This window comes from Tissierella simiarum (assembly GCF_018917865.1).
In the GTDB taxonomy this organism is placed as follows: domain Bacteria; phylum Bacillota; class Clostridia; order Tissierellales; family Tissierellaceae; genus Tissierella_C; species Tissierella_C simiarum.
In genome coordinates this window covers 1-26,999 of sequence record NZ_JAHLPM010000017.1, presented here as the reverse complement: position 1 = coordinate 26,999, position 26,999 = coordinate 1, and the positions used below count along the sequence as shown (strand labels likewise).

32 protein-coding genes, 1 tRNA gene and 1 other annotated feature are annotated in these 26,999 nt (G+C 29.6%); of the genes, 26 read left to right on the top strand and 7 right to left on the bottom strand.

What is annotated here, in order from left to right; all coding sequences use genetic code 11:
* Window positions 1-39: 39 nt before the first annotated feature.
* The 9 genes from KQI42_RS16525 (at window position 40) to KQI42_RS16485 (ending at window position 7,345) form a co-directional block, all read left to right on the top strand.
* Window positions 40-855: a GNAT family N-acetyltransferase gene (locus tag KQI42_RS16525; RefSeq protein WP_216521354.1), complete on the top strand. Its 816-nt coding sequence runs from the start codon at window positions 40-42 to the stop codon at window positions 853-855.
* 47 nt (window positions 856-902) lie between these two features.
* Entirely contained in the window at window positions 903-1,793 is an 891-nt protein-coding gene (locus tag KQI42_RS16520; protein ID WP_216521352.1) for a GNAT family N-acetyltransferase, read from the top strand.
* 117 nt (window positions 1,794-1,910) lie between these two features.
* On the top strand, window positions 1,911-2,471 hold the full coding sequence (locus tag KQI42_RS16515; RefSeq protein ID WP_216521348.1) for a histidine phosphatase family protein: 561 nt from the start codon (window positions 1,911-1,913) through the stop codon (window positions 2,469-2,471).
* Window positions 2,472-2,487: 16 nt separating this feature from the next.
* Complete coding sequence (locus tag KQI42_RS16510) at window positions 2,488-2,919, top strand: GNAT family N-acetyltransferase (protein WP_216521346.1); 432 nt, start codon at window positions 2,488-2,490, stop codon at window positions 2,917-2,919.
* Window positions 2,920-3,130: 211 nt separating this feature from the next.
* A complete protein-coding gene (locus KQI42_RS16505; RefSeq protein WP_216521344.1) occupies window positions 3,131-3,919 on the top strand; it encodes a GNAT family N-acetyltransferase in 789 nt (262 codons plus the stop codon).
* Window positions 3,920-4,010: 91 nt separating this feature from the next.
* Window positions 4,011-4,547, top strand: a complete 537-nt coding sequence (locus KQI42_RS16500) for a GNAT family N-acetyltransferase (RefSeq protein WP_216521342.1) — start codon at window positions 4,011-4,013, stop codon at window positions 4,545-4,547.
* A gap of 41 nt (window positions 4,548-4,588) precedes the next feature.
* Window positions 4,589-5,182 carry an AAA family ATPase gene (locus KQI42_RS16495; RefSeq protein WP_216521340.1) on the top strand — a complete coding sequence of 198 codons (594 nt, stop codon included), beginning with the start codon at window positions 4,589-4,591 and terminating at the stop codon, window positions 5,180-5,182.
* 48 nt (window positions 5,183-5,230) lie between these two features.
* Complete coding sequence (locus tag KQI42_RS16490; RefSeq protein ID WP_216521338.1) at window positions 5,231-6,109, top strand: phosphotransferase family protein; 879 nt, start codon at window positions 5,231-5,233, stop codon at window positions 6,107-6,109.
* Window positions 6,110-6,169: 60 nt separating this feature from the next.
* Window positions 6,170-7,345, top strand: coding sequence for a class I SAM-dependent methyltransferase (locus KQI42_RS16485; protein WP_216521337.1), 1,176 nt, complete (start codon window positions 6,170-6,172; stop codon window positions 7,343-7,345).
* A 47-nt stretch (window positions 7,346-7,392) separates the two neighbouring features.
* Here KQI42_RS16485 and KQI42_RS16480 read toward each other — a convergent pair whose 3' ends face one another.
* Complete coding sequence (locus KQI42_RS16480; protein ID WP_216521336.1) at window positions 7,393-8,214, bottom strand: hypothetical protein; 822 nt, start codon at window positions 8,212-8,214, stop codon at window positions 7,393-7,395.
* Window positions 8,215-8,364: 150 nt separating this feature from the next.
* Here KQI42_RS16480 and KQI42_RS16475 point away from each other — a divergent pair, with 150 nt between their 5' ends.
* From KQI42_RS16475 to KQI42_RS16455, 5 genes are all read left to right on the top strand, one after another.
* Complete coding sequence (locus KQI42_RS16475) at window positions 8,365-8,862, top strand: GNAT family N-acetyltransferase (RefSeq protein WP_216521335.1); 498 nt, start codon at window positions 8,365-8,367, stop codon at window positions 8,860-8,862.
* Window positions 8,863-8,942: 80 nt separating this feature from the next.
* Window positions 8,943-9,144: a binding site (T-box leader), on the top strand.
* Window positions 9,145-9,188: 44 nt separating this feature from the next.
* Window positions 9,189-10,967, top strand: coding sequence for an aspartate--tRNA ligase (aspS, locus tag KQI42_RS16470; RefSeq protein ID WP_216521333.1), 1,779 nt, complete (start codon window positions 9,189-9,191; stop codon window positions 10,965-10,967).
* An 89-nt stretch (window positions 10,968-11,056) separates the two neighbouring features.
* The gene (locus KQI42_RS16465; protein ID WP_216521331.1) at window positions 11,057-11,758 is read left to right on the top strand and encodes a tRNA threonylcarbamoyladenosine dehydratase; all 702 of its coding nucleotides are present in this window, start codon (window positions 11,057-11,059) and stop codon (window positions 11,756-11,758) included.
* 11 nt (window positions 11,759-11,769) lie between these two features.
* Window positions 11,770-12,192 (top strand): SoxR reducing system RseC family protein, encoded by a 423-nt coding sequence (locus tag KQI42_RS16460; protein WP_216521329.1) that lies wholly within the window; start codon window positions 11,770-11,772, stop codon window positions 12,190-12,192.
* 22 nt (window positions 12,193-12,214) lie between these two features.
* Window positions 12,215-12,493 (top strand): metal-sensitive transcriptional regulator, encoded by a 279-nt coding sequence (locus KQI42_RS16455; RefSeq protein ID WP_216521327.1) that lies wholly within the window; start codon window positions 12,215-12,217, stop codon window positions 12,491-12,493.
* Here KQI42_RS16455 and KQI42_RS16450 read toward each other — a convergent pair.
* Both KQI42_RS16450 and KQI42_RS16445 read right to left on the bottom strand, forming a co-directional pair.
* Entirely contained in the window at window positions 12,490-12,927 is a 438-nt protein-coding gene (locus KQI42_RS16450) for a threonine/serine exporter family protein (protein WP_216521325.1), read from the bottom strand. The genes KQI42_RS16455 and KQI42_RS16450 overlap by 4 nt on opposite strands.
* The gene (locus KQI42_RS16445; protein ID WP_216521323.1) at window positions 12,928-13,716 is read right to left on the bottom strand and encodes a threonine/serine exporter family protein; all 789 of its coding nucleotides are present in this window, start codon (window positions 13,714-13,716) and stop codon (window positions 12,928-12,930) included.
* A gap of 160 nt (window positions 13,717-13,876) precedes the next feature.
* On the opposite strand from KQI42_RS16445, the gene glyA reads away from it, so the two are divergent.
* From glyA to spoIVA, 6 genes are all read left to right on the top strand, one after another.
* Window positions 13,877-15,106 (top strand): serine hydroxymethyltransferase, encoded by a 1,230-nt coding sequence (gene glyA / locus KQI42_RS16440; RefSeq protein ID WP_216521322.1) that lies wholly within the window; start codon window positions 13,877-13,879, stop codon window positions 15,104-15,106.
* Window positions 15,107-15,274: 168 nt separating this feature from the next.
* Window positions 15,275-16,603, top strand: a complete 1,329-nt coding sequence (locus KQI42_RS16435; protein ID WP_216521321.1) for a DUF512 domain-containing protein — start codon at window positions 15,275-15,277, stop codon at window positions 16,601-16,603.
* 11 nt (window positions 16,604-16,614) lie between these two features.
* Complete coding sequence (gene der, locus KQI42_RS16430) at window positions 16,615-17,931, top strand: ribosome biogenesis GTPase Der (RefSeq protein WP_216521316.1); 1,317 nt, start codon at window positions 16,615-16,617, stop codon at window positions 17,929-17,931.
* On the top strand, window positions 17,924-18,532 hold the full coding sequence (gene plsY / locus KQI42_RS16425; RefSeq protein WP_343231709.1) for a glycerol-3-phosphate 1-O-acyltransferase PlsY: 609 nt from the start codon (window positions 17,924-17,926) through the stop codon (window positions 18,530-18,532). The genes der and plsY overlap by 8 nt, the downstream gene beginning before the upstream one ends.
* A 17-nt stretch (window positions 18,533-18,549) precedes the next feature.
* The gene (locus tag KQI42_RS16420; protein WP_216521312.1) at window positions 18,550-19,578 is read left to right on the top strand and encodes an NAD(P)H-dependent glycerol-3-phosphate dehydrogenase; all 1,029 of its coding nucleotides are present in this window, start codon (window positions 18,550-18,552) and stop codon (window positions 19,576-19,578) included.
* 117 nt (window positions 19,579-19,695) lie between these two features.
* Entirely contained in the window at window positions 19,696-21,174 is a 1,479-nt protein-coding gene (gene spoIVA / locus KQI42_RS16415; protein WP_216521309.1) for a stage IV sporulation protein A, read from the top strand.
* 47 nt (window positions 21,175-21,221) lie between these two features.
* On the opposite strand, the gene KQI42_RS16410 is transcribed toward spoIVA, so the two are convergent.
* A tRNA-Pro gene (locus KQI42_RS16410) sits at window positions 21,222-21,298 on the bottom strand.
* Window positions 21,299-21,434: 136 nt separating this feature from the next.
* A complete protein-coding gene (locus tag KQI42_RS16405) occupies window positions 21,435-21,635 on the bottom strand; it encodes a tyrosine-type recombinase/integrase (protein ID WP_343231711.1) in 201 nt (66 codons plus the stop codon).
* A 561-nt stretch (window positions 21,636-22,196) separates the two neighbouring features.
* Between KQI42_RS16405 and KQI42_RS16400 the strand changes: the two genes are divergently transcribed.
* Complete coding sequence (locus KQI42_RS16400; RefSeq protein WP_216521307.1) at window positions 22,197-22,370, top strand: hypothetical protein; 174 nt, start codon at window positions 22,197-22,199, stop codon at window positions 22,368-22,370.
* 502 nt (window positions 22,371-22,872) lie between these two features.
* Here KQI42_RS16400 and KQI42_RS21500 read toward each other — a convergent pair.
* Both KQI42_RS21500 and KQI42_RS16395 read right to left on the bottom strand, forming a co-directional pair.
* Complete coding sequence (locus tag KQI42_RS21500; protein WP_281420489.1) at window positions 22,873-22,995, bottom strand: hypothetical protein; 123 nt, start codon at window positions 22,993-22,995, stop codon at window positions 22,873-22,875.
* A gap of 496 nt (window positions 22,996-23,491) precedes the next feature.
* Window positions 23,492-23,881 (bottom strand): YmaF family protein, encoded by a 390-nt coding sequence (locus KQI42_RS16395; protein WP_246566706.1) that lies wholly within the window; start codon window positions 23,879-23,881, stop codon window positions 23,492-23,494.
* Between the two features lie 206 nt (window positions 23,882-24,087).
* Between KQI42_RS16395 and KQI42_RS16390 the strand changes: the two genes are divergently transcribed.
* From KQI42_RS16390 to KQI42_RS16375, 5 genes are all read left to right on the top strand, one after another.
* Entirely contained in the window at window positions 24,088-24,231 is a 144-nt protein-coding gene (locus KQI42_RS16390) for a hypothetical protein (protein ID WP_216521305.1), read from the top strand.
* A gap of 166 nt (window positions 24,232-24,397) precedes the next feature.
* Window positions 24,398-25,210 carry an alpha/beta fold hydrolase gene (locus KQI42_RS16385; protein WP_216521304.1) on the top strand — a complete coding sequence of 271 codons (813 nt, stop codon included), beginning with the start codon at window positions 24,398-24,400 and terminating at the stop codon, window positions 25,208-25,210.
* Window positions 25,211-25,369: 159 nt separating this feature from the next.
* Window positions 25,370-25,504: a hypothetical protein gene (locus tag KQI42_RS21495; RefSeq protein WP_281420488.1), complete on the top strand. Its 135-nt coding sequence runs from the start codon at window positions 25,370-25,372 to the stop codon at window positions 25,502-25,504.
* Between the two features lie 122 nt (window positions 25,505-25,626).
* Window positions 25,627-25,893, top strand: a complete 267-nt coding sequence (locus KQI42_RS16380) for a hypothetical protein (protein WP_216521303.1) — start codon at window positions 25,627-25,629, stop codon at window positions 25,891-25,893.
* A 604-nt stretch (window positions 25,894-26,497) separates the two neighbouring features.
* Window positions 26,498-26,737 carry a PepSY domain-containing protein gene (locus KQI42_RS16375; RefSeq protein WP_216521302.1) on the top strand — a complete coding sequence of 80 codons (240 nt, stop codon included), beginning with the start codon at window positions 26,498-26,500 and terminating at the stop codon, window positions 26,735-26,737.
* Window positions 26,738-26,999 lie beyond the last annotated feature (262 nt).

Genomic DNA, 26,999 nt, shown 5'->3' with positions numbered 1-26,999 from the left:
TAAAAAAGTTTATAATACTTAAAAAAAGAGGGTGACATTATGTACATAGAATTAAGGAAAGATGAATATGGAATCGTAAGCAATTATTTTAATTTTGATTTTCAAACTCCTGCACTAGCTGTTATTAATGGATATTTTCCTGGGAAAGTTTATGTTGATAATAAGGAAAATCCTAAGGGAATTATTGTGTGGGCTATATCAAGATGGGCTTATGCATATTTTGAATTAGAAAATATAGAAAAAAATAGGGAGTTTTTTAAAGAATTCATGGAAGAAGAAATTATACCTATTATAGATGACTTAAATGAAGAATACTTTGAAATCTATTCTTTAAATGATGATTATGATAGAATCTTAAAAGAAGAAATACAAGGGTTCTATTTATACGATAAACATTATGAAAATACATTTACTTTAAATGAAGAAAAGTTTAGAAGTTTTAATTTTAAATACGATAAAAAAGAAGTTCTTGAAGAGAAGTTTCCAATTATACCTAAAAAATATGAACAGTATTTTAAAATAAATGAAATGAATAAAGAGGTAGACGGTATAATTTTATTGGATGAAGGGGAAGTGGTATCTCAGTGTATAAATAATGGCTTTGAAAATGATAATAAGTATTTTATTGATGTTGATACTTTTGATGACGAAGAAAGAAATAAAGGCTATGCAACTATAGTAGCTTATGAACTAATAAAAAATCTGTTAAATAAAGAGAAGAAACCATTTTGGGAGACTAGAGAAGATAATATGCCATCAATATGCCTAGCTGCAAAACTTGGATTTGAGAAAATAGAAAGATATCCTGTATATATATATAAAAGGATAAGAAAAGATTCTAATGTTACTAGATAGAATAAATGAAAAAGTATTAAATGAATAAAGATTAGGAGATCTATATGATGATAGAGTTTACCTTAGCTAAAAAAGAGGATATAAAGAAAATTAGTAATTTTATAGCAGAACTAAATAGAAAAGAAGAAAATCATATTGCTTACTGTGGCAATGATAGTGAGGAAATAGAAAATTCATTAATAGAGGATGTAACAGATATTACATTTGATAGAAGCTTTTTAATTGCCACAGAAAAAGATGAGATAATTGGTGTATTAGGATTTGATGCAGATATTGAAAGGAATACTGCTGAAATATGGGGACCTTTTATTAAAGAAGGAAAATGGAATATTGTAACTGAAATATGGAATAGGATGTTAAAATTACTTCCAAAAGAAATAAAGTTAATAAGTATGTTTATTAACAATGAAAATATAAATTGCTTAGAATTAGCAAATACTCTTGGTTTCAGCAAAATTAGTGAAGAAATTATATTGGAATTTGAGAGAAGTAATATAAAAAATTTAGGAGAAAGGCCATTAATAGAATTGACTAATGATGATTACGAGTTCATGAAAGAACTTCATGATAAAGTTTTTCCTAACACTTATTATAGTGGTAATGAGATAATAGAAAGATTAAATATGGATAGAAAAGTATTTATATGTAAAGAAAACAATAAATTAGCAGGTTATATTTATGTTGAAGCTGAGCCTGAATTTGGAGAGGGAAATATAGAATTTTTTGCAGTTAATGAATCTTATAGAGGTAAAGGAATAGGAAGTAAGCTATTAACTATGGGACTAAAATGGTTATTTTCATTTAATTCTATAGATTCTATTACACTTTGTGTTAATTTAAAAAATGAGAAGGCAATTAACTTATATAAAAAAGTAGGTTTTGAAGAAAAACACCAGTTAAGCTATTTTATAAAGAATTATGAAAAAATTATAAAATGATAAGGTTAAAAATCAGATGGCTCTCTAAGATTTCTTTTATACAAAAACTATCAATCATAGATGATAGGGAAATATTATCTAGACAATATCAAAGCGTTAATAGGAGAAATAATAATTATGATGACGAAGATATATTTTGTGAGACATGCTGAACCAGATATTAAGATTAAAGATGATATGACAAGACCTCTGACGGAAAGAGGAATTATAGACAGTATTAAAATAAAAAATTATTTGGAGAATAAATCTATATCTAGAATATATTCAAGTCCATTTAAAAGAGCAGTGGATACTATAAAAAGTTTTGCTGATTCAATTGGATTAGAGATTAGATTAGTATATGATCTGAGAGAGAGAAATATTGGTACATGGGTAGATGATTTTACCAACTTTGCAATGAGACAATGGGAAGATTTTGGTTATAAGCTGGAAGGTGGAGAGAATTTAAAAGAAGTTCAAGTGAGAAATATTAATGCATTATATGAAATCCTAGAAAAAAATAGAGGAGAAAATATTGTAGTTGGAACACATGGTACAGCATTAAGCACTATAATCAAGTATTTTAATCCAAATTTTGGATATGAAGATTTTGAAAGAATTAGACCTATTATGCCCTATATTATTAGATTTGAATTTGATGGCGCTGAGTTTGTGAGTATGAAAGAATTGAAGTATTAAATATTTGGAGGATAACATGGAGTATAGACGATTAAATGTCAATGATTTTAATAAAGTTATAGAAATGGTAAAAGATTTTCGTTCAATTGAAACAGTGGCAGAAAAAGCTAAAAAGTTTTTAAAGAACAGCCAAAATTACTTAGTCGTTTGTCTTGACCATAACGAAAGAGTAATTGGCTTTGTACTAGGATATGAATTAAATCGTTATGATGATAAAAACAATATGATGTACATCCATGAGGTAGGTATACTAGAGGAATATAGAAGGATGGGAATTGGGAAAGAACTGATGAATCAAATGAAGATGATTTGTGATACGAGAGAACTTTCAAAAATGTTTCTTATAACTAATAAATCAAATATTCCAGCAGTAAACTTATATGAATCATCGGGAGCTAAGTGTACTGAGGATGATAATATAGTATATTGGTATGAAAATAGAATATAAACATTATAGTTAAGATTTCATAATACATGATAGAATATAAGAAAGTAGGTAGCGAAGTAAGGTGACCCCCAAAAGTCAGATTAAAAATCTAACTTTTGGGGGTCGGTTCAAAGACTATCTATTTTTTATTATTAAATTTTAAGTAATTATCGATAAAGTACTATATAATCTAAATAATGATTATTAATTAGTTATTTGAAGGAGTGTTAAAATGGGAATAGAATCATTTTCAGAAGCACTAACAAATATTTATATTAAAAATCCATGTAGAATACTACCAAATGCTTTATGGAAAACACTAGTGCAGATTAATAATTTTAATAGTAATTTTATATTAGAAGATGATGAGGTTAAAAATCTAAAGCTTTGGAATAGCAATATGTTGTATACATTTTGGGATAGAGATAAAAATTATATTGATATAGATGAAAAAGATATAAATCTATTTAAGATGATGGTTGTCCATGAGAGACAACTCAATGATAATTTGAAAGAAAAATTTTCAAGTGTAAAAGCATATTTTAAATTGATACATAATAATAGAGATATTCCAGATATTAAGATTTCAGATGATTATTATATTAGAGATGTTAATATTGATTCAGAATTACATATGGTCTCAGAATTAATATGTCATTGCTATGATAATATTAAACCTAGCGTAAAAGAAGTAACTAAATGGACAAGACATCATGTATTTCAGAAGAATTTATGGATATGGGTAATAGATAAAAAAAGAGAAAAACCAGTTGCTCTCGGAATAGCTGAACTAGATATAAATATTAAGGAAGGGACTCTGGAGTGGGTTCAGGTACTTCCTGATTACCATGGCAATAAATTGGGAAAAGTGCTTGTTATTGAATTATTAAAACGTCTAGGTCAGTATGCTGATTTCACTACAGTTTCTGGGGAATTAGATAATAAAACGAATGCTGAAAGATTATATAGAAGTTGTGGATTTATTGGCGATGATATTTGGTATGTTTTAAGAAAAGATTAGATTTATAAATGAACTTTTCTATCAGAAATTCTGAATTATTGAACAAATTTAGATACAGAAAAGGAAAATTTGAAAGGGGAGGTAAATGAGTTTGGATAGAGTATATTTAGTATTGCCATCTGAAGAACATGAAGCTGCATATATTAATATGATGAATGAATGGATAAATGTTGGAGGAAGAATATACCCTGGTGTAATTAAAAGAAGAGAGATGGATTATATTACTTGGCTGAATTATATTAAATCTTGTAGAAATAAAGATACATGTCCGTCTGGATATGTTTCTTCAGACACATATTTTTTAATAAATAGTGATGAGAAAATTCTCGGAGCAATTAGCATACGTCATTATTTAAATGATGATTTGCTAAGTACAGGAGGTCATATAGGATATGGGATTCGCCCAGCAGAAAGAAAAAAAGGATATGCAAAGATGATGCTTAAAATGGCACTAGAAAAATGTAAAGAGATTGGTATTAAAAGAGTACTTGTTACATGTGATAAGGATAATATAGCATCAGCTAGGACTATACTTGCTAATGGTGGAATATTAGAAAATGAAGTTATTGAAGAAGATGGTAATATTGTTCAAAGGTATTGGATAAATGTTCCTAATTTAAATTTATAAAAAATAAATAAATAATATATGATAAATACTTGGAGGTAACTATGATTGTTTGGATTAACGGAGCATTTGGTAGTGGAAAAACAAATGTAGCTTATGAATTGAATAGACGATTAAAGAACTCATATGTATATGATCCAGAAGAAGTTGGATATTTTATTCGAGATAATGTACCTAAGAAATTGAAATTAAACGATTTTCAAGATTTCCCTATGTGGAGACAATTTAATTATCAAATGCTTGAATATTTTATTAATAATCATAATGGTATTATTATTGTTCCTATGACTATTACAAGTGAAATTTATTATAATGAAATAATAGGAAGGCTACAGCAGAAAGGCGTTGATATTAAGCATTTTACCTTGATGGCAAGCAAAGAAACTTTACTTAAAAGACTAAGGAAAAGAGGCGATGGGAAAAATTCATGGCCTGCTAGGCAAATTGATAGGTGTCTAAATGCTCTAAGTAGTCCTGTTTTTAAGGAACATATAAATACAGATAAAATGACAATATATGAAGTAGTTGATTATATAGCTGAATTATGTAAGTTTGATTTATTGCTAGATAATCGAAATTTCATTGAGAAAAAAGTGTATAAGCTTAGAATATGGTTTAAACATATAAGATTATTTTAGACTTGTATACTATAATGAATTTTAAAGATATAGTTGGGAGAAATTAATATGGGAATAAAAAAATGGAGAGAGCCAATAATAGATTCTTTCTTGATTCCTTTATCGAAGGATATAAAACTTTTATCGGTAGATGGCTATCCCCATGCAGGAAATGATGTATTTCAATGTAGTGGTATAAAAAATGGAGAGCTGATTAATTTTTATTTAAAGGTATCTCGTCAAATTGGTGCAGATATTGAAAATGAAATAGAAGCTATTAATAAACTTAGCAATTCGAATATATTAGTGCCTCAGATTATTGATAGTAATATAAAATATAAGTATCCATTTATAGCCACATTAGAAGTCCAAGGAAAGCGACTATCTAACATACTTTCTATATATGAAGAAAATGAAATTCTTGATCAATCTTTACATTATATGCCTAAATTCGGGGAGAATCTTGGAAAAATTCACTCATTAGATTTAAGTTGGGATAATGTAAAGCCAAGAAAATTTCATTTTCATCCTGATGATGAATATTTAAAGAAATTTAACCTTATAAAAGCAGGTGATTGGCTGGCTGAAAACGAACCTTTGGCTAAAACAATGACTTTTATACATGGAGACCATCATTATGCAAATATATTATGGAAAGATGGAAATATTTCTTCCGTATTGGATTGGGAACTATGTGGTGTAGGGTGGAAAGAATTTGACATTGCCTGGGCATTGATTTTACGGCCATTACAAAGATTTATGAAAACTAGAGTTGAACGGGAAGCTTTTTTGGAAGGCTATAATAAATATGGTTCATATGATAAGAAAGCATTAAATTATTGTACTGTACTGATTTACATGCACTTTTATAGTATTGGTAAGGTAGCCAAGGATAATGAATATACTGAATTTGTATTAAAGGAAATTGAAAGAATTATGAAAGACTAAAAATATTGCTATTGCGTATTTTGAGAATAAAATTTTAAATGATATTAAGGAGATATAAAGATGAATGAGGTTATAAAATTACTAAATGACATTATATTAAATGAAGAAATTATATATGCAGTACTTAGTGGTGTTAGGAAGAAAGATGAGAATAACTTTAATAAGGTTACTATAAAACCAGTGCTTATAAAAGGTAATATGAAACTTCAGTTTGCCTATAATTATAAAAATAAGGTATTACATAAGAATCTAGAGCTTGCTGAATCAATTAATGAAATAGTAAACCTTTTAGATGAAAATTTTAAACAAGGTGTAATTTTTGCAAAAGAATCAGACTACCATATATTAATAAGTAAGAGAGAAAAAGTAACAATATTAAAAAAGAAACCTACAAAAGAGAAAGTATATTTATCTCATAATAGAAAAAAGACTTATATAATAGAAGATGGAGAGCCCTGTGATTTCCTTATAAGGCTTGGAGTAATGAATGAGAATGGAAAGGTTCTTTCAAAGAGATATGATAAATTTAGACAGATAAATAGATTTTTAGAAATGGTAGTTGATGTTATTCCAAAAATAAAGACAGATAAAGGGTTAAATATTATAGATTTTGGATGCGGAAAATCTTATTTAACTTTTGCATTATATCATTATCTAGTAAATGTATTAAATTTAGATGTAAATATAATAGGACTTGATTTAAAAAGAGATGTAATTAATTTTTGCAACGAAGTAGCTATGGATTTAAATTATAATAGACTCAAATTTATACATGGCGATATTAAAGATTATAATGATTTTGACAAAGTGGATATGGTGGTAACACTACATGCTTGTGATACTGCTACTGATGCAGCATTAGTAAAAGCTGTAAATTGGGAAGCTGAGGCTATACTTTCAGTGCCATGTTGCCAGCATGAATTTTATGATAAAATTCAAAATCCAATATTAGAACCAATGTTAAGCCATGGAATAATAAAAGAAAAGTTATCATCTTTAGTGACAGATAGCCTTAGAGCTAATGTACTAGAAATACTAGGGTATCAAGTACAGTTACTTGAATTTATTGATATGGAACATACTCCTAAAAATATATTAATAAGGGCAATAAAAGCTGATGGTATGAATAATGAGAAAGCTGTAGAATCATATATAAAATTTAAAGAATTTTGGGGGCTAAATGATTTATATATTGAAAAAGAGTTTGGAGATAAATTAAAAGAAGCAATTAAATAAAAAAGGTATATAAGTAGGGAGCCTGACTTGATCCAGACTCCCTACTACTAGTTTCCTTGTCGTTCCTTTTTCATTTGTTTCTTTTTCTTTCGTTTTAAATCTTTTTCATTTTCTTGTTCTACTCTATTTTTTAGTTTTTTAAAGTCTGGAGTTTTATTTTTTTGGATTGCTGAAATTGCCATATCTTTAGCTTGTTGTAATTGAGATTTTTTTAAATGTAATGAACCACCAGCATAATCAATAAGCTTTTTATAGAGAATTTGACATTCTTCTTGTTTCCATATATTATTTCTCTCTTCTTTAATTTTATTTACTTCTTCTTGAAACAATATGTATTCTTCATTATTGAAATAATCTTCATCGTCATAATTATCATCTTCATCGTTAAAATAATCGTATTGATAATTTAAATAGTTATTTCTTCTTGAAAAGTATTCTTCTTGCCTTTTTTCTGAATTTCGAATCCAAAGAATTACTCTATTTTTATCCCATTTTTTAGGGAAAAGCAAATTTTCAGAACTGTAAGTATAGTATTTTTCACATAAATATTTATGCTCTACTAAAATTGTAAGACAACTTGCACAAAGATATAAATTGTCACCAATTCTATAGGAATATTCTCTTTCAATATCATGAAAAGAATGTAATATACAAGTTTTATAGGCGATTAATTCTATCTGAGAGCCATCCAACAATGTGATTTTAGATTCATTCCAATTATCAAACATTTTATCTGTTTCTTCATCATAATCATAGTTATTTATCTTTGCTTGATTCTCTAACTCTTCAAATATTTCAGATAATGTAGGTAAGTTATTTATGTCTTTAGACTGAGAAATTATTTTTTCAAATAAACTTAATGTTTCCATTAACTATTCACTCCTGAAATAATATTTAAATTTATTAATAAATACCCAATTATAATAATATTTATCATTTAAAATGTTAATTAAATAAGATATAGGATATAGGTATTAATGTTACAACATGATATAATGCTATTGATAGGGGGAATATATATGATTGAAAATAGAGTAAAATTAGTTCCAATTACATATGAATCAGAAAGTGTTTTTAAAAATTTGATGACTTTATATTTACATGATTTATCTGAATATACTAATGATCTAAAAATAGGTGATACAGGGTTATTTGAATATGAGGGAATAGAATTCTATTTCAAAGAAGAAGATTTAAAACCTTTTTTCATATATTCTAAAGAAAATCTAGCAGGATTTATTCTTTTGAATTCAGGAAAATTTGTACCTAAAAATGTGGATTTTTGCGTACATGAATTTTTTATTTTAAAAAGTTACAGAAAAAAAGGTCTTGGAACTGAAGCTATAAATAAATTATTAGAAAAATATAAAGGCAAATATATTATAGCACAATTAGCAGAAAACAAACCTGCAATAGGTTTCTGGCATAACTATTATGCCAATAATAACATTGATTATATAGAGAATGAAAGAGTCATTGATGATGTTCAGTGTATTACCCAGATTTTTGAAGCATGATAAGATAATGTAAAACTTATTATTATCTACTTCAATCCTTGACACTATATATTTTTTATTTTATAATGGATAAAAACATAATTAATACGAAGATAAGGAATAGTAGGTAGATCCCTTAGTAATAGAGAGTCGGTGGTGGTGGAAATCCGATACTGATATTTATTGAAGACATCTTTGAGTAAATAATCTGAAAGGATTAGTTCGCAGAAATGCGTTATAATTTTAGAGTGAGGAAAGTACCTAATTAGGGTGGCACCGCGAGATGATCCTCTCGTCCCTGAATATCAGAGATGAGGGGACTTATTATTTTTTGAGGAGGTAATTTTATGAGAGAGAAAATGGGAAATTTGAGAAGAACTCATATGTGTGGAGATTTAAGACCAGAACATAAGGGTGAAGAAGTAGTGTTAATGGGATGGGTACAAAGAGAAAGGAATTTAGGTTCCTTAATATTTGTAGATTTAAGAGATACTACAGGTATTTCACAAATAGTATTTGACAACACTGTATTAGATGAAATATTCGCAAAAGCTGAAAAAATTAGGTCTGAATATGTATTGGCAGTAAGAGGTAAAGTAAGAATAAGACAATCAATTAACAAAGAGATTCCTACCGGAGAGGTAGAAATATTGGCAGAAGAATTAAAGATATTAGATGAAGCAGAAACAACACCTATTTATATTAAGGATGAAGATAATGTTTCTGAATCAATGAGATTAAAATATAGATATTTAGATTTAAGAAAGCCTTCAATGCAGGAAAACCTAAAACTGAGACATAAAACTGCAAAAGTTATTAGGGATTTCTTAGATGAAAATAATTTTGTAGAAATAGAAACTCCAATGCTGACAAAACCAACTCCAGAAGGAGCTAGAGACTATTTAGTTCCTAGTAGGGTTAATCCAGGAGAATTCTATGCATTACCTCAATCTCCACAATTAATGAAACAACTTTTAATGGTAGCTGGTATGGATAGATATTACCAAATAGTAAAGTGTTTTAGGGATGAAGACTTAAGAGCCAATAGACAACCTGAGTTTACTCAAGTAGATATTGAAATGTCCTTTGTAGATGTAGAAGATGTAATTTCTATTAATGAAAAGCTTCTTTATAATCTTTTTAAAGAGATCAAAGGAATAGAGATAGAACTACCAATAAAGAGAATGACATATAAGGAAGCTATGGAGAGGTTTGGAGTAGATAAGCCAGATTTACGATTTGGATTTGAATTAAAGGATATATCAGATCTTGTGGCCAACTGCGGTTTTAAAGTATTTAGCAGTACTATAGAAAATCAAGGTTCTGTTAGAGGAATAAACGTCAAAGGCTATGGTGATAAATTCACTAGAAAAGATATTTCAAGCTTAGAAGATTATGTAAAAACTTTTGGTGCTAAAGGATTGGCTTGGATTAAAATTACAGAAGAAGGAATTACATCACCTATAGCCAAATTTTTTAGTGAAGAAGAAATGAAGAATATATTAGAAAGAATGGAAGGAGATAAAGGTGATTTAATTTTATTTGTAGCCGATAAATCCTCTGTTGTATTTGATAGTCTAGGCAATTTAAGAAATGAAGTAGCTAAGCGATTAGACATTATTGAAAAAGATGATTTAAAGTTAGTATGGATAACAGAATTCCCTTTATTTGAATATGATGAAGAAGAAGGCAGATACGTGGCTAAACACCATCCATTTACTCATCCAATGGAAGAAGATATTGATTTACTTGAAACTGAACCAGAGAAAGTTAGGGCTAAAGCTTATGATATAGTTATTAATGGAGATGAAATGGGTGGAGGAAGTATTAGAATCAATAATCCAGATCTTCAAAAAAATATGTTTAAGGCTTTAGGATTTAGTGAAGAAGAGGCTTGGAACAAATTTGGATTCTTGCTTGAAGCATTTAAATATGGTACACCACCTCATGGAGGAATTGCTTACGGTTTCGATAGACTTATAATGTTACTTACTAATAGTACAAATATTCGAGATGTTATAGCTTTTCCTAAAACCCAATCTGCAACTTGTTTAATGACTAATGCACCAACTACAGTTTCAGAAAAACAATTAGAAGAAGTTCATGTAAAATTAGATTTAGAATAATACTATTTTAATCATGGATTAAGAGTTTAATAGCAAGGAAGTAAATTATTTCCTTGCTATTAAGACTGTATATTTGGAAGGAGAATGTAATGAGTAATCAATTTATAAGAAGTGAACTGCTATTAGGTACAGATGGTATGGAAAAGCTAAGTAAAGCTACTGTAGCTGTGTTTGGAGTTGGTGGTGTAGGATCTTTTGCTGCTGAAGCTTTGGTGAGAACTGGTTTAGGTAACATTGTTTTAATAGATTATGATATAATAGATATAACTAATATTAACAGGCAAATTCATGCCACTAATAAAACTGTAGGACTACCAAAGGTAGAGGTTATGAGAGATAGGCTTTTGGACATTAATCCGGAGACAAATGTTATTATATATAAGGAAAAATATAATGAAGAAACTAGAGAAAAGCTTCTTAAACCTTCTTATGACTATGTAATAGATGCAATAGATATGATTTCTTCAAAAATAGACTTAATTGTTAAATGTAAAGAAATAGGTATACCCATTATAAGCTCTATGGGAGCAGGAAATAAACTTAATCCCACTATGTTTAAGATAGGAGATATTTATAGCACTAAGGTTTGCCCTTTAGCTAAAGTAATGAGAAATGAGCTTAGAAAAAGAGAAATAGAAAGTCTTAAGGTAGTTTGGTCTGAAGAAGTACCTAAAAAAGTAAATCTAGAAAATTCACATTTAAGAAAAGCTGTACCCGGTAGTATTGCTTTTGTTCCTTCTGTAGTTGGATTGATAATTGCTTCTGAGGTTATAAAGGATATAGCTTTATAGGAGGTGATATTATGGAACAAGTAGGTTTTGTAAAAAAAGTAAATGGAGAAAAAGTGGAAGTAGCTGTTAAAAGAATTTCTGCTTGCGGTGATAATTGTAAAAGTTGTGGTGGAGCTTGTAATAAACCAGCCCATATAGTAAACTTACCTAATACAGTTAATGCAAAGGTAGGAGATTATGTAGAGATTAAAGGTAAAACTAAAAATATATTAAAGTATGCTATGATAGTTTACATGATTCCCTTTATAATGCTACTAGTAGGTATTGTAATAAGTATGGAAGTGTTGAAAAAATTACAAATAGCCAATTATGAAATGATAAGCTTTTTAATCGGTTTAATTTTTCTAGGTGGTTCCTATTTTATAGTAAAGAAGATTGATAAGATAATAGAAAAAAAGGAAGAGGACACCATGGAGATACTTAGAATTTTATAATATTTAAAGGGAGGAAAATGGGTTGACTTTAAAGACTAAAGACAATGATGCTATTATTAAACGGCTTAGAAGAGTAGAAGGACAAATTAAGGGAATACAAAAAATGGTAGAAGAAGAAAAGTTTTGTGGAGATATATTAATCCAAATTGCAGCTGCAAGAGCTGCATTGAATAGTGTAGGTGGATTAATATTAGAAAATTATATGAAGAATTGTTTAAAAAGTTATTTAGACGGAGCTACTGAAGAAGAAGCTTTAGACAAATTAGTAGACACCATGTTAAAATACACTAAACAAAACTAATCTTTCTGTCTAACCCTTTTTATGGATCTAGAGAGAGTCGTAGATATTATTATACCTACTGAAATAGAAGCAGCAATAAATAAGGTTTCAGTACCTGTATTAGCTGCCATTAAAAAATCTTTTTCAACTAAGGCCAACATGGTATAATACATTCCAGCACCGGGTACCAGAGGAACTATTCCTGGTATTATATAAACCGTTGCTGGTTTTTTATAATATCGTGCCAATATTTCTCCTAAAATACCTACAGATAGTGCTGCACAAAATGTGCCTGCTACTTTTCCTTGTAATAGATTATAGGTTAAAAAATACACTACCCATCCAGTAGCTCCAACAAATCCAGATCTTCCTATAGAATCCTTTGGAATACTAAATAATACTGCAAATCCAATAGTCGATAAAAAAGATAAAATAAATTGTTTTAATACTTCCATTTATATAACCCCCCTAAGGTAAAAATTAAGCAGTATACCTACACCAAAGGCTATAGCTAAAGCAGAAAAAATAGCTTCCATACCTCTAGATAATCCAGAAACATAATCACCAGACATAGTATCTCTAATAGCATTAGTTATTGATACACCTGGAACTAAAGACATTATAGAACCTATGATAATTTTATCCATATTTTCTCCAATACCAAGTTTTACTGCCAAGAAGGATAGGAGTGATGCTAAAAGAGCACCAACAAAATTTCTAAGGAAAAAAGTTAAATCTAGCTTATCAATTTTGTTTAAAGTAAATAATACTGTAAAACTAACTAAATAACTTGAAATAAAATCTAGAAAAGTCCCTCCAAATAATAAAGAGAAAAAAGCACAAGCCATACTTCCAAAACAAACTTTAGATAATAGTTTATAAGTATGTATTTTATCAATTTTTTTCAATTCTATTAAAGCTTCATCTATAGACATTGAGGAATTAACAAATTTTCGAGAAAATTCATTTACTAAATTAATTTTATTTAAATCTATAGAAATAGTTTTTATTCTTTGTAAATATGTCATTACTTCTTCATTGTATTCTAGTGAAAGAAAGATTCCTGTTGGGGTAACAAAGGCATCTACATATTTAATATTTTTTCTTGATTTACAAATTCTTTCAATAGTATCTTCTACTCTATAGGTTTCTGCTCCATTCTTTAACATAATTTTTCCTGCTAATATTGCTAAAACTAATAGTTTCTTTACTTCTTTTCTATCATTTTTTTCATTTTGCTCCATTTTTTCACCTCCAAAATTTAATATTCTTGTAAATATGATGAAATATCTATATAATGATAATGTAAGTTGTTAACGGGTTTACTTGATTATATTATAGTATTATTTCTTAATTAATCAAATACCATTGAATTATATTTTAGAATGAAGGGAGACTGAAAAAATGGATTTTACAAATTTAAAAAAATATGACCCTGAAGTAATGAATATAGTTGAAATGGAAACAAATAGGCAGAGAAAGCATATTGAGTTAATTGCTTCTGAAAATTTTGTTACTCCACAAGTAATGGAAGCTATGGGAAGTCAGTTGACAAATAAGTATGCAGAGGGATATCCAAGAAAAAGATACTATGGGGGATGTGATTGTGTAGATTTAGCTGAAGATTTAGCTAGAGACAGACTTAAAAAGTTATTTAATGCAGATCATGCTAATGTTCAACCTCATTCAGGATCTAATGCAAATTTAGGTGTTTATTTCTCAGTATTAAAACCAGAAGATAAGGTATTAGGAATGAACTTATCACAAGGTGGACACTTAACTCACGGTAGTCCTGTTAATATTTCTGGTGTTTATTTCAATTTTATATCTTATGGCGTAAATAAAGAAACAGAAACTATAGATTATGATGAAGTAAGAGAAATTGCCTTAAGAGAGAAACCAAAGATGATTGTAGCTGGTGCTAGTGCTTATCCAAGAATAATTGATTTTAAAAAGTTTAGAGAAATAGCTGATGAGATACAGGCTTACTTAATGGTAGATATGGCGCATATAGCAGGATTAGTAGCGGCAGGATTACATCCAAGTCCAGTGCCTTATGCAGACTTTGTGACAACTACAACTCATAAAACATTAAGAGGACCTCGTGGAGGAGCTATATTATGTAAAGAAGAATATGCTAAGATAGTAGATAAAGCTATATTCCCTGGGATACAAGGTGGACCTTTAATGCATGTTATAGCAGCTAAAGCAGTAGCCTTTGGAGAAGCTTTAGAAGAGGATTTTATAGACTATCAAAAACAAACTATTGCCAATTCTAAAGCATTAGCTGAAGCTTTAATAGAAAAAGGATTTAGATTAGTTTCAGGAGGAACAGATAATCACTTAATTTTAATAGACGTTAGAAACAAAGGATTAACTGGTAAGAAAGCAGAAGCTTTATTAGATGCAGTTGGTGTTACTACTAATAAGAATACAATACCTTTTGATCCAGAAAGTCCTTTTGTAACTAGTGGTATAAGAATAGGAACTCCAGCAATGACAACTCGTGGAATGAAAGAAGATGAAATGAGAGAAATAGCAGAAATAATGAATTTAGCTTTAAATGAAAGTAATGATAGAGAACCGATTTTAGAAAGAGTAATTAAGTTATGTGATAGGTTTCCACTATATTAATTAGTAAACAAGCCTACAGAAGATTCTGTAGGCTTACCTATTTGTAATGGTATATAAATAATTTAGCGTGGGAATATAATCAAAGGATATTGGTTCTAGCTATTTACATATATATTTTACTATATTAGAATAATATTAAGCTTGGACAAAAAAGGTGGAAAGAAAAATATGGAATTGAAAAAGTTAACAGAAGACAAAAATATCATAGAAAAAGTAATAGAAGGAAGCATTGCGGAAGAACTTGAAATTGAGCCTGGAGATATATTATTATCTATTAATGATAATAAAGTAAAAGATATAATAGATTATAAGTATCTAATATCTGATGATTATGTAGTAGTGGCTATAGAAAAATTAAATGGTGAAATTTGGGAGTTTGAAATAGAGAAAGATTTTGATGAGGATCTGGGTATATTGTTTACCAATCCTTTAATAGATAAGGCTAGAAGTTGTAGAAATAATTGTATGTTTTGCTTTATAGATCAATTACCTCCAAATATGAGAGAAACCTTGTATTTTAAAGATGACGATTCAAGATTATCATTTCTTCAAGGTAATTTTGTTACTTTAACTAATATGAGTGACGAGGAAATAGATAGAATTATAAATTATAGATTAAGTCCTATTAATGTTAGTGTTCATACCACTAATCCAGATCTAAGAGTTAAAATGTTGAATAATAAAAACGCAGGAAAAATATTAAATATATTGAAGAGATTTAATGAGGCTAATCTTCAAGTAAACTGTCAAATAGTTCTAGTACCTGGAGTAAATGATGGAATAGAACTAGAAAGAACATTAGAAGATTTATCTAAACTATACCCTACCATAGAAAGTGTAGCAGTTGTGCCTGTAGGTATAACTAAATATAGAGAAAATCTTTATAAAGTAAAGCCATTTAATAAAGAAACTGCAGAAGAGCTTTTAGATTATATTGATAAAAAACAAAAATATTTCTTAGAAGCTTTAAATACTAGATTTGTATTCGCTTCTGATGAATTTTTTGCTTTATCTGGAAGAAAATCACCTGACTACGAAGAGTACGAAGGATTTCCTCAATTAGAAAATGGAGTAGGTCTAATGAAATCTTTTGAATATGAAATAGATAAAGAATTAAATAATATAAAGGTTCCTATCAATGTTAACAAGAAATATATTTTAGCTACTGGAACATTGGCATATGATTTTATGAGTAATATAAGAGAGAAGATAATTAAAAAGTTTGTTGGATTAGACCTTCAGGTAGTTCCTATAATTAACAATTTTTTCGGGCACACTATTACAGTATCAGGGCTTGTAACAGGTCAAGATCTAATTGAGCAGTTAAAGAGTTATAAAGATATTAGTGGTGTAATAATTCCTAAATCTATGTTAAAAAGGGATGAGGATATATTTTTAGATAACTTAACTGTAGAAGATATTAGTAAGGAGTTAGAAGTATCGGTGATTCCTTCAGAAGTATCAGGTAAGGAAATAATTGAAATACTAAAGAAATAAGAGGTGATTAAATGGATAGACCTATAGTTTGCATAGTTGGAAGACCTAATGTTGGAAAGTCAACTTTGTTTAATAAAATTGTTGGAAAAAGAATAGCTATAACGGAGGATAAACCCGGAGTAACTAGAGATAGAATATATGCAGAGGCTGAATGGTTAAATAAGTATTTTACTTTAATAGATACTGGAGGACTAGAGCCAGAAAATGAAGATACTATAATGAGTAATATTAAAAAACAAGCTGAGATAGCTATTGATACTGCTGATGTAATATTATTCGTTGTAGATGGGTTAGATGGGCTTACTTCTACAGATAGAGAAATCGGTAATATTTTAAGAAAGTCAGGAAAAGAAGTTCTTTTAGCTTGCAATAAAATTGATACACCTAAAACTCCTAATGAAATATTTGAATTTTATGAATTAGGATTGGGAGATCCTATAGTTATTTCAGGAGAACAAGGGTTAGGTATTGGAGACTTATTAGATGAAATTGTAGAACATTTTCCTGAAAACAAGGATACTGAATATGATGAAGATTTGATTAAAGTAGCTCTTGTGGGAAAACCTAATGTGGGAAAATCATCATTGATCAACAACATTTTAGGAGAAGAAAGAGTAATTGTCACAAATATTCCTGGAACAACTAGAGACGCTATAGATACATTTTTTAATTATGGAGATGAAAGATATGTTTTTATAGATACGGCAGGATTAAGAAGAAAAAGGAATATTTCCGAAAAAATTGAAAGATACAGTGTAGTAAGAACATTAACTGCTGTAGATAGGTCAGATATTTGTATTTTAGTTATAGATGCAACAGAGGGTGTAACAGAGCAGGATACTAAGATTGCTGGCTATGCCCATGATAATGGTAAAGCTATTATTATAGCTGTTAATAAGTGGGATCTGGTAGAAAAAGGAGATAAAACTTATTTGCAGTATGAAAAAGAAATAAGAGAAACTTTAGGGTTTATAAACTATGCACCTATTGTATTTATTTCTGCTAAAACTGGACAAAGAATTAATAAGCTATTCGATCTTATAAATATAGTAAATAACAATTATAATTTAAGGATAAGTACAGGTGTATTAAATGATATTATAAATGAAGCAGTTCTTCTTAATCAGCCACCGTCTGATAAGGGAGTAAGATTAAAAATATATTATGGAACTCAGGTAGCCGTTAGACCACCTAAGTTTGTAATATTTGTAAAAAACAAAGAACTTGTTCATTTTTCTTACCAAAGATATTTAGAAAATCAGATAAGACAACATTTTGGTTTTGCAGGAGTACCACTCCAATTTGAGTTTAGAGAAAAGGGTGATTAATTTGAAACAACTTTTAATGGTTGTATCTATATCCTATTTGATTGGTAATTTCTCTTCTGCTTATATTTTAGGAAAAATTTTAAGGAAAGTAGATATTAGAGAGCATGGTAGTGGTAATGCAGGAGCTACTAATGCTTTAAGGACTTTTGGTAAAAGAATAGGAGCATTGGCTTTTATTTTAGATGTAACTAAAGGAATATTAGCTACATTTGTTGGTTATAAGCTTATGGGCTATAATGGTAGTTTATTAGGGGGGATATTTGTAGTTTTAGGACATAATTGGCCGATATTTTTAAATTTTAAAGGAGGTAAAGGAATAGCTACCTCCTTAGGAGTTATATTCTTTCTTCATTGGCCCACAGGAATTATATGTATATTAATAGGCGCCTTTATAATATATAAAACAAGATATGTGTCTTTAGGCTCAATTGTAGCAGCAGCTATAACACCTATTATAGGTTCTATAGTCAATAGACCCTTCAATAGAGAATTTTTTTTAACAACATTATTTTTAGCAATTTTAGCTATCTTTAGACATAGAGCAAATATAGAAAGGTTAGCAAAAGGTAAAGAATACAAACTGGGAGAAAAGGTAGAATAGGCAGGTGACTTTTTATTATGACTGAAAAAATAGGGGTAATTGGTGGAGGTAGTTGGGGTACTGCTTTGGCGATTCTGTTATCGGAAAAAGGATATCAAGTGGAAATGTGGCTTAGAGATAAGTTACAAGTAGAAGAAATAGAAAATAGCAGAGAAAACAAGAAATATTTACCCAATGTAAAATTGCCCTCTAACTTAAAGGTAACGAATGATTTAGAAAAGGTAAGCTTTAATAAGGATGTTATACTTTTATCAGTACCTACTCATGGAGTTAGAGAAACTTTATACAATTGTAAAAGATATATAAATAAAGATCAAATTATTGTAAATGTTGCTAAAGGAATTGAAAATGACAGCTTACTAAGAATATCTGAAATAGTAAAAGAGATATTACCACAAAATAAGTATTCTATCCTTTCTGGACCTTCTCATGCAGAAGAGGTGGCAAAGAATATGCCTACTACTGTAGTATCTGCATCTGAAGATAAAACAGTAGCAGAATTTGTTCAAGATCTGTTTATAACACCTTTCTTCAGAGTTTACACCAATCCTGATGTAGTTGGTGTAGAGTTAGGAGGATCTTTAAAAAATGTTATAGCTTTAGGAGCTGGAATATCTGACGGTTTAGAGTGTGGAGATAATACTAAAGCTGCATTGATGACTAGAGGAATTATAGAAATGGCAAGATTGGGAGAAAAAATGGGTGCTAATACATCTACCTTTGCTGGATTATCAGGAATAGGAGATTTGATTGTAACTTGTACTAGTATGCATAGTAGAAATAGGAGAGCTGGTATACTAATAGGTGAAGGTAAGACTTTAGAACAATCTATTAAGACTGTTGGAATGGTAGTTGAAGGTATAAAGACTACAAAGTCTGCTTATGAGCTTGCTGAAAAGTATGGAGTTATAATGCCTATAACTAAAGAAATTTATGGAGTACTTTATGAAGGGAAAGATGTTAAAAATTCTGTAATAAATTTAATGTTAAGAGATAGAAAACATGAGATGGAAGATGTAATTATAGATAAAAATATATCTTGGTAACCTGCTAATTTTAGCAGGTTTTTTTCATAAGCTTGTAATATTCTTTGAGTCCAAACGTATATATATAATGTTAAGTAATGTTATTTCTTATAATAATCTCGTAAGGGGGGAAGGAAAGTGGAGAGATTTGACATATACAAAGATATTGCAGAACGTACTGATGGCGATATTTATGCAGGAATAGTCGGACCAGTCAGAACGGGCAAATCTACATTTATTAAAAGATTTATGGAACTATTAGTTTTACCGAATATTGATAACAGACATAAGAAGGAAAGAGCAAAAGATGAACTGCCCTTAAGTGGTGCAGGTAAAACTATAATGACTACTGAACCTAAATTCGTTCCTAATGAAGCCGTTGAGCTAACTTTAAAGGATAATGTAAAATTTAAAGTTAGAATGGTAGATTGCGTTGGCTATTTAGTTAAAGGTGCATTAGGTCATGAAGAAAATGATATTCCACGGATGGTTACTACTCCTTGGTATGAAAAAGAAATACCTTTTGAAGAAGCAGCAGAAATAGGTACAAGAAAGGTTATAGCAGACCACTCTACTATTGGTATAGTAATTACTACTGATGGATCTATTACAGATATAGAAAGATCCAACTATATTAAGTCTGAAGAAAGAGTGGTTAAAGAGTTAAAGGAATTAGAGAAACCTTTCTTAATAATATTAAATTCTAAACATCCTAATTTAGATAGCACTATAGCATTAAGGGAAAGTTTAGAAGAAAAATATGGTGTATCTGTAGTAGCTGTAGACTGTTTAAACATGGAAATAGACGATGTAGAGAAATTGTTTGAAAAACTTTTATTAGAGTTTCCTGTAAAAGAGGTAAACATAAATTTACCTGGATGGATAGAAGGGCTTCCAAGAAATCATTGGATTAAATCAAATATTTTAGAGTCTCTAAAAGAGTCTATACAAACTTTACAAAAATTAAACGAAGTTACCAACTGTTTAAATCCCTTAAATCAATTAGATATTATTAAAGAGATCAATTTAAAACAAATAAATCTTGGGGAAGGAGTAGTATATTCAGATGTAGTTATAGAAGAAGGGCTATTTTATAAGATACTTAATGAAATGACAGGTTATACTATAGAAGGAGATCATCAAATTCTAGGTCTTGTTTCTAAGCTAGCTCAAACTAAAAAGGCATATGATAAAATTGAAAAAGCTTTAACTGAAGCTAAAGAAATTGGTTATGGATTAGTTAGTCCGAGTCTAGAAGAATTGGAATTAGCAGAGCCTGAAATATATCGTCAAGGTAACCGTTTTGGAGTAAAGTTAAAAGCCAAGGCTCCTTCACTACATTTATTGAGGGCAGATATAACTACTGAGGTATCTCCTTTAATTGGTACAGAAAAACAGAGTGAAGAATTAGTACAATATTTCTTAAGTGAATTTGAAGAAGATCCAACAAAGATTTGGCAATCAAATATATTTGGTAAGTCTCTGTATGATTTAGTAAATGAACAACTTCAAGGAAAATTAAGCACTATGCCAGAAGATGCTAGACAGAAAATCAGAAGAACTTTAGAAAGGATTATTAATGATGGTAGTGGAGGGTTAATCTGTATTATAATATAAATAAAAGATAAAGAAAAAAGGTAGAATTTTTCTACCTTTTTATAATTTGGTCGGGATGACTGGATTTGAACCAGCGACCCCAAGTCCCCCAGACTTGTGCGCTACCATGCTGCGCCACATCCCGTTATATTCTCCGACCACTATACCCCTGGTTAGGACAAAAATATAGTAATTTTATTGTTTTTAACAATTCTTATTATACACTAAAAAACTTTAAAATGCAAACATTTTGCAAACCCGACTATTTTAGTAGGTATTTTTTACTTAGTAGAACTAAAGAAATTGTCTATTTTTTCAGCTGCTTCTTTCTGTGCATCTTGTAATACATGAAAATAAGTATCTAATGTAATCGATATATTAGAATGGTCTAATCTTTCAGAAACCACTTTAGCAGATATCCCAATGCTCATGAGCCTTGGGGCATTAGTATGCCTTAGATCATGAGCATTATATGGGGCAATTCACTTTCTCTTATCATATTTCCAAACATCTTGGAAAAAGTTGAAGGGTTGATAGGTTGTCTGTTATCAGCTACAAAAGCTAAGTCATTATCAGTGTAAATTTTCCCTAATTTTAGTTTCTGCTCATTTTGTTGAGTTTCGTGTTTTTTCAATATAGCTATAGGTTAATCAGATAAAGAAATAATCCTATTTTTACTTTCGCTTTTAGGTTCTTTAAATATCAACTCATTTTTATTTTCATTTACCACCAAAGATTCATCAACAGTCAAACTCTTATTTATGAAATCTATGTCATTTCACTTAAGGGCAAGTAAATTTATTACTTGAAGCTCTTTCACTGTCTCAATTAAATGGAAAATAGATGAGTATATGTTTGTTTATCATATATAGTACTATAGCGGAAATAAAGTTCAGACTAGAAAAACTAAATTTCATAACTTTGAAGGGAGAACTGAAAAATATACTGCTGAACAGTTGGAGAATATAGCTAGAAGGAAGAGGGAAGAATATTATAAGAAGGTAAAGGAGCAAAAAGAAAAAGAAGAAGCATAGGAGGATACTATGAATTCACCATGTTTGTACTGCGAAAATAGGCATTTCAACTGTCATAGTAAATGCAAGAAGTATGTTAAATATAAAAGTTGCTTTAAATCAAAAGATACTGAAGAACAGGAATATATAGGATATGTGAATGGAGCAATATCAAGGATGAAAGGAAAAAGTAGATGGGCATAAAAGAATCGGGGGGTCAAGCCCCGACTCAATCATAATGGATTAGAAGAAATCACAGTTACAGAATATAATCACCAATATCAAAAAGAAGAATAATAGAGAATCATCAAATCTTCTGTCAGTCATAATAAACACCTCCTACAAAGTAATAAAAGATGGTTTTTAGTGTGTGATATATAAATAGATTTTTATAAAAAGGTTGTAACATTAGAAACAGAAGCAGAACAAAATTATCAATATTAAAAATATGAATATTATTGATTCATCAAAACATCCACCAAAGAATCCACCACGACCTTGTTTATCAACCATGACGATACCTCCTTAACATATTAATAAATGAGGAGTAAAAAATAAAGAGTTATTGGAGGGAATACCTAACTCCTAATATATAGTATGAAATTATTAATGAATTGCTAATATTTAAAGTAAGTTTCTCTAAAAAGGAAATGGAAAATAATCAAAAAAGAAAAAATCGGGGACGAACCCCGATCTATGTGGCAATTTAGCATCTACCAAATCCACCACAGCTACAGAATAAAATTACTAGTAGCAAGAAGAAGAATAGTAATGAATCATCCATACAAAATCCATCACCGAAAAATCCACGACCTTGACCATCCGTCATAACCAATACCTCCTAATAAAAAATTGTGAACGAGAACTCTCATATTAACATATGAGTACTGTTAATAAATTGTTAATGTTTAAGTATAAAAATAATGTGGAAAACAAGGGATTTGAGATAAATATTTTTTATTTAAACTCTCCTTAACAGTTTATGCAGATTGAAGAAAAAGTGTTAATGTTTAAGATTAATTATTTTTAAAAGAAGTGATAAACAATAAATAATAAAGAAATAGCAGCTATAGCTAAAGAAGCTGAAAGAATATATTTTAGTGAAAATATAAGCGCTAAAGATGCAATTGAGAAAGTAAAGGAGGTAAAGAATCATGAAGCTTTTAACAAAATAAGACAAGCTAAAAAAGAATTTGATGCAGCTAAGTGTTACAGAGAATTAGAGCCAGCAGCCAAACAGTTAGATATGTTTAGTTTAAGATTAGCTAAGTAAAAGGCAATCTGCCTTATATATCACATATAAGACAAATTGCCAGTGTAACTCTCTAGCCTATAGGATTTTCAATTAAGGTAGCAAAGACAACTTCATGGAAATGACCATCGTCTATTGTGGTTCTAGCTGTAACAAAGTGAACATGTTTTCCGCCTCCTACAGGAATAGCAGGACCAGTTTCAGTTGCAAGTTCATGGAGATGATCTATAAAGAAATCGGTGTTTGTAAATAGCCCATGCTTGTGACCTCCTCCTTGTATTGGAATAGCTTCACTTGTAACCCCTGCAAATCGGTGATTATGACGATCTTCACCTTGCTCGGCTAATCTAGTACTACCTAAAAATTCATGAACGTGAGTTTGACCATCTTCTTCTTTAGGAGGGCAACGATCAAAATGCTCAGGATCAAGATACCTAGAGGAATTCACGTCTATATTATCCATTAAGACCACATCCTTATTTATAATTTGTAAATTTGCATGAATAGAAGTGATGCCTATTAGTTCTTCATGCAATTTACACTACATTATATTAAGGGATGTCTAGTAGGTTCTATGTAATAAAATAAAGATATGTAAATTATTTAGCGGAGGGATAAAGTTGGACAAGATGTTGGAGTTTTGTTTAAGACGTATAGGACGTTTGTTGAATGAAGAAGAGCATAAAGCTAATATATAAAAATAAAGTACTAGAATTGCATAATAAAGTAACCTTTGAAGATAGGTGTATTTCTAGAGTTGAAGAAAGAATACCTAAGCAGGTTAGAAAGAAGTTGTATGAGATAGTAGCATAGGAGGCAAATATGACGATAACGAGATGTAAACATGATATTTAAAATATAAATAATGTTTTTTGAAAACTGAATAATACGGTATTGAAAATTTAACTCAATCATTCATAAACTATCATTTAAGTGAATAGCATGTCAATATAGCCATTTAACTATAGGAGGTGTTTTGATGGGATACTATGTTAGTGTAGAGCAAAACATAAAAATTTATGTGGAGGATCTTAATCCAGAAGGTTATAAGACAATTGTGTTTTTACATGGTTGGCCTGGAAGCCATAAATTATTTGAATATCAGTTTAATGAACTGCCTAAAAATGGATACAGATGTATTGGGATAGATCAAAGAGGATTTGGTAAATCAGATAAGCCGTGGAGAGGATACGACTACAATCGATTAGCTGACGATGTTAGATGTGTAGTTGAAACACTTAAATTACAAGATTTTATACTGGCAGGTCATTCAACAGGTGGGGCAATTGCTATCAGATATATGTCTAGGCATAATGGATATGGGGTATCTAAACTTGCTCTTTTCGCCGCAGCAGCTCCTAGTCTTATCAAACTTCCTAACTTTCCTTATGGCTTAGAGAAGGAAACTGTGATCAGAATTATTGAGGGAACATATACTGACCGCCCTAAAATGCTAAACGATTTTGGTGATATATTTTTCTTTCAGCATATAACTGAACCATTTTCCCAATGGTTCTTACAATTGGGCTTACAGGCAGCAGGATGGGCAACTGCTGCCATAGCAAATACTTGGCTACGTGAAGAACTATTTCATGACTTAGGAACAATAAATGTCCCAACATTAATTATTCATGGCATTCATGACAAAGTTGTTCCATTCCAACTAGGTGAAATACAAAACCAAGGCATTAAAAATTCGAAGCTTATACCATTTCAATATAGCGGTCACGGATCATTCTATGACCAGCGAGATAAATTTAATAAAGAATTGATGAATTTTATTGAGAGATAAAGTTTTTACAAGATAGAATTTGATAATAAAAATATTAGAAATCAATAATTTATTTTAATACCGTATTATTCAGAGATGAATCTTACGGTATTTTCATGTCGGAACTAAGAAAATACGGATGTTTGATATATACAGGAATTGAAATCAAGGGAGGCAACTTTGGAAGAAATCAAATGTAAATATTGTGGAAAGAAATTAGGAGAAATAGAAGGAATAGCAGAAATAAAATGCCCTAGGTGTAAGAAGATAAATAAATTTAATACAGTAGAGGCTCAAGAAGCCCAAGGAGATTAGACCCTCGGGTTGTTTTTTTGAGGAGGGATAGGAAGATGAATAAAAAGTAATTATCACAATTAAGGTACCTAAAAAGTGAGATAGAAATATTAAAAAAATAAATAGGAGATATTGATTTTACTATGACAACTGATACTGTAAAAGGATCTAGTCCTTATTTTCCTTATGTGGAGCATAGCATAAAAATAAGAGGAATAGACTATAAAAGCCATAATGATAAAATAGAAAGGCTACAGAGAAAGTTAAACAGAAGAGTAGAAGAATTAATTGATTTAGTTGAAGAGATAAATGATTATATGAATAATATAGATGATAGTTTAATAAGACGGATATTAACCTTAAGATACATAAATGGATTAACTTGGGAAGGAGTAGCTATGTACATATGAGGGAATGATACAGCAGATAATGTAAGGATGATGCATAATAGATTTTTGTAAAATCTTTAAATATGTTCGATATGTTCATTTTAAATCTGTTAATATGATAGTGTGGAAAGTTTCACCAAAATCATGTGTTGCAAAAGTAAACTTAATAAAAGAGTTTAGGAGCATCTCACATAATTGTCTAGGTGGAATTTTTTATTATAACAAATTAGTAATCATAACAGATTTACTCATAAATGATAATTAAAGCTTACATAAAACTTATAAAGAGTGAGGATAGTGAAATAGTATATAACATGTAAATGCAAAGTCTGTAGAAACAGCTTTATATTACCTGCTAGTGAAGTTAAATACAATGAAAAACAAGGCAGCTATATAACTTGTCCTTATCGTAGACATAAAAATATAGTGGTAACTGGCGCTCATGACTCTATAAAGGAATGTATGGGACATAGTAGTTATAAAAGAGATAGAGGTAAGATAAAGTAAATAAAATAATAGCGATTAAAATTATGTTATGGAACAAACCTTATTTCTATTATAAAACACAAATTTTTAAGTAATTGAATATAGTAATTATATAAAAGTTAGAAGGGAGAGACTTATAATGGTAGATAATTACTATAATTCATGGGATAATTATTGGAGAATTCATCAAATTAATGGTGCAGAAGCTATCCAAATTGCTTTAAGATATGTTCCAGGAGAAGTATTAAAAGTTGAGCTAGACACTGAGCATGGCATATTGGTTTATGAAATTACCATAAGGGCTTCTACTGGAGTGTATGAAGTAAAAATAGATGCTAATACAGGAGAAATACTTGAAATTGAAAGAGAATTTGATTAAAGTACAAAACCTTAAGCAATTAATAGAAGAAAGCTGATATTAAGAAGAGCCTTATATGAACTGCCCCCAAAAAGTTAGACAAAATTTAATTAACCAACTTTTGAGGACTGAGTCCTGTATTGAATAGGACTTAGTCCTTTTAATTGTATTATGAATACCACCCGCTATGCGGGTGGTTCTAAAGAGCTTTTAGCGGTGAGTAAAAAAACAAAACCTCCTTTGATATAATAAAGTTAGGTCTAGCCAACCATAACTAAAAATC

Excerpts from the sequence above, each read along its gene's own strand:
- KQI42_RS16525 (WP_216521354.1), top strand. The coding sequence starts at position 40 with ATGTACATAGAATTAAGGAAAGATGAATATGGAATCGTAAGCAATTAT.
- KQI42_RS16520 (WP_216521352.1), top strand. The coding sequence starts at position 903 with ATGATAGAGTTTACCTTAGCTAAAAAAGAGGATATAAAGAAAATTAGT.
- KQI42_RS16515 (WP_216521348.1), top strand. The coding sequence starts at position 1,911 with ATGATGACGAAGATATATTTTGTGAGACATGCTGAACCAGATATTAAG.
- KQI42_RS16510 (WP_216521346.1), top strand. The coding sequence starts at position 2,488 with ATGGAGTATAGACGATTAAATGTCAATGATTTTAATAAAGTTATAGAA.
- KQI42_RS16505 (WP_216521344.1), top strand. The coding sequence starts at position 3,131 with ATGGGAATAGAATCATTTTCAGAAGCACTAACAAATATTTATATTAAA.
- KQI42_RS16495 (WP_216521340.1), top strand. The coding sequence starts at position 4,589 with ATGATTGTTTGGATTAACGGAGCATTTGGTAGTGGAAAAACAAATGTA.
- KQI42_RS16490 (WP_216521338.1), top strand. The coding sequence starts at position 5,231 with ATGGGAATAAAAAAATGGAGAGAGCCAATAATAGATTCTTTCTTGATT.
- KQI42_RS16485 (WP_216521337.1), top strand. The coding sequence starts at position 6,170 with ATGAATGAGGTTATAAAATTACTAAATGACATTATATTAAATGAAGAA.
- KQI42_RS16480 (WP_216521336.1), bottom strand. The coding sequence starts at position 8,214 with ATGGAAACATTAAGTTTATTTGAAAAAATAATTTCTCAGTCTAAAGAC.
- KQI42_RS16475 (WP_216521335.1), top strand. The coding sequence starts at position 8,365 with ATGATTGAAAATAGAGTAAAATTAGTTCCAATTACATATGAATCAGAA.
- aspS (WP_216521333.1), top strand. The coding sequence starts at position 9,189 with ATGAGAGAGAAAATGGGAAATTTGAGAAGAACTCATATGTGTGGAGAT.
- KQI42_RS16465 (WP_216521331.1), top strand. The coding sequence starts at position 11,057 with ATGAGTAATCAATTTATAAGAAGTGAACTGCTATTAGGTACAGATGGT.
- KQI42_RS16460 (WP_216521329.1), top strand. The coding sequence starts at position 11,770 with ATGGAACAAGTAGGTTTTGTAAAAAAAGTAAATGGAGAAAAAGTGGAA.
- KQI42_RS16450 (WP_216521325.1), bottom strand. The coding sequence starts at position 12,927 with ATGGAAGTATTAAAACAATTTATTTTATCTTTTTTATCGACTATTGGA.
- KQI42_RS16445 (WP_216521323.1), bottom strand. The coding sequence starts at position 13,716 with ATGGAGCAAAATGAAAAAAATGATAGAAAAGAAGTAAAGAAACTATTA.
- glyA (WP_216521322.1), top strand. The coding sequence starts at position 13,877 with ATGGATTTTACAAATTTAAAAAAATATGACCCTGAAGTAATGAATATA.
- KQI42_RS16435 (WP_216521321.1), top strand. The coding sequence starts at position 15,275 with ATGGAATTGAAAAAGTTAACAGAAGACAAAAATATCATAGAAAAAGTA.
- der (WP_216521316.1), top strand. The coding sequence starts at position 16,615 with ATGGATAGACCTATAGTTTGCATAGTTGGAAGACCTAATGTTGGAAAG.
- KQI42_RS16420 (WP_216521312.1), top strand. The coding sequence starts at position 18,550 with ATGACTGAAAAAATAGGGGTAATTGGTGGAGGTAGTTGGGGTACTGCT.
- KQI42_RS16400 (WP_216521307.1), top strand. The coding sequence starts at position 22,197 with ATGAATTCACCATGTTTGTACTGCGAAAATAGGCATTTCAACTGTCAT.
- KQI42_RS21500 (WP_281420489.1), bottom strand. The coding sequence starts at position 22,995 with ATGACGGATGGTCAAGGTCGTGGATTTTTCGGTGATGGATTTTGTATG.
- KQI42_RS16395 (WP_246566706.1), bottom strand. The coding sequence starts at position 23,881 with ATGGATAATATAGACGTGAATTCCTCTAGGTATCTTGATCCTGAGCAT.
- KQI42_RS16390 (WP_216521305.1), top strand. The coding sequence starts at position 24,088 with ATGAAGAAGAGCATAAAGCTAATATATAAAAATAAAGTACTAGAATTG.
- KQI42_RS16385 (WP_216521304.1), top strand. The coding sequence starts at position 24,398 with ATGGGATACTATGTTAGTGTAGAGCAAAACATAAAAATTTATGTGGAG.
- KQI42_RS16380 (WP_216521303.1), top strand. The coding sequence starts at position 25,627 with ATGACAACTGATACTGTAAAAGGATCTAGTCCTTATTTTCCTTATGTG.
- KQI42_RS16375 (WP_216521302.1), top strand. The coding sequence starts at position 26,498 with ATGGTAGATAATTACTATAATTCATGGGATAATTATTGGAGAATTCAT.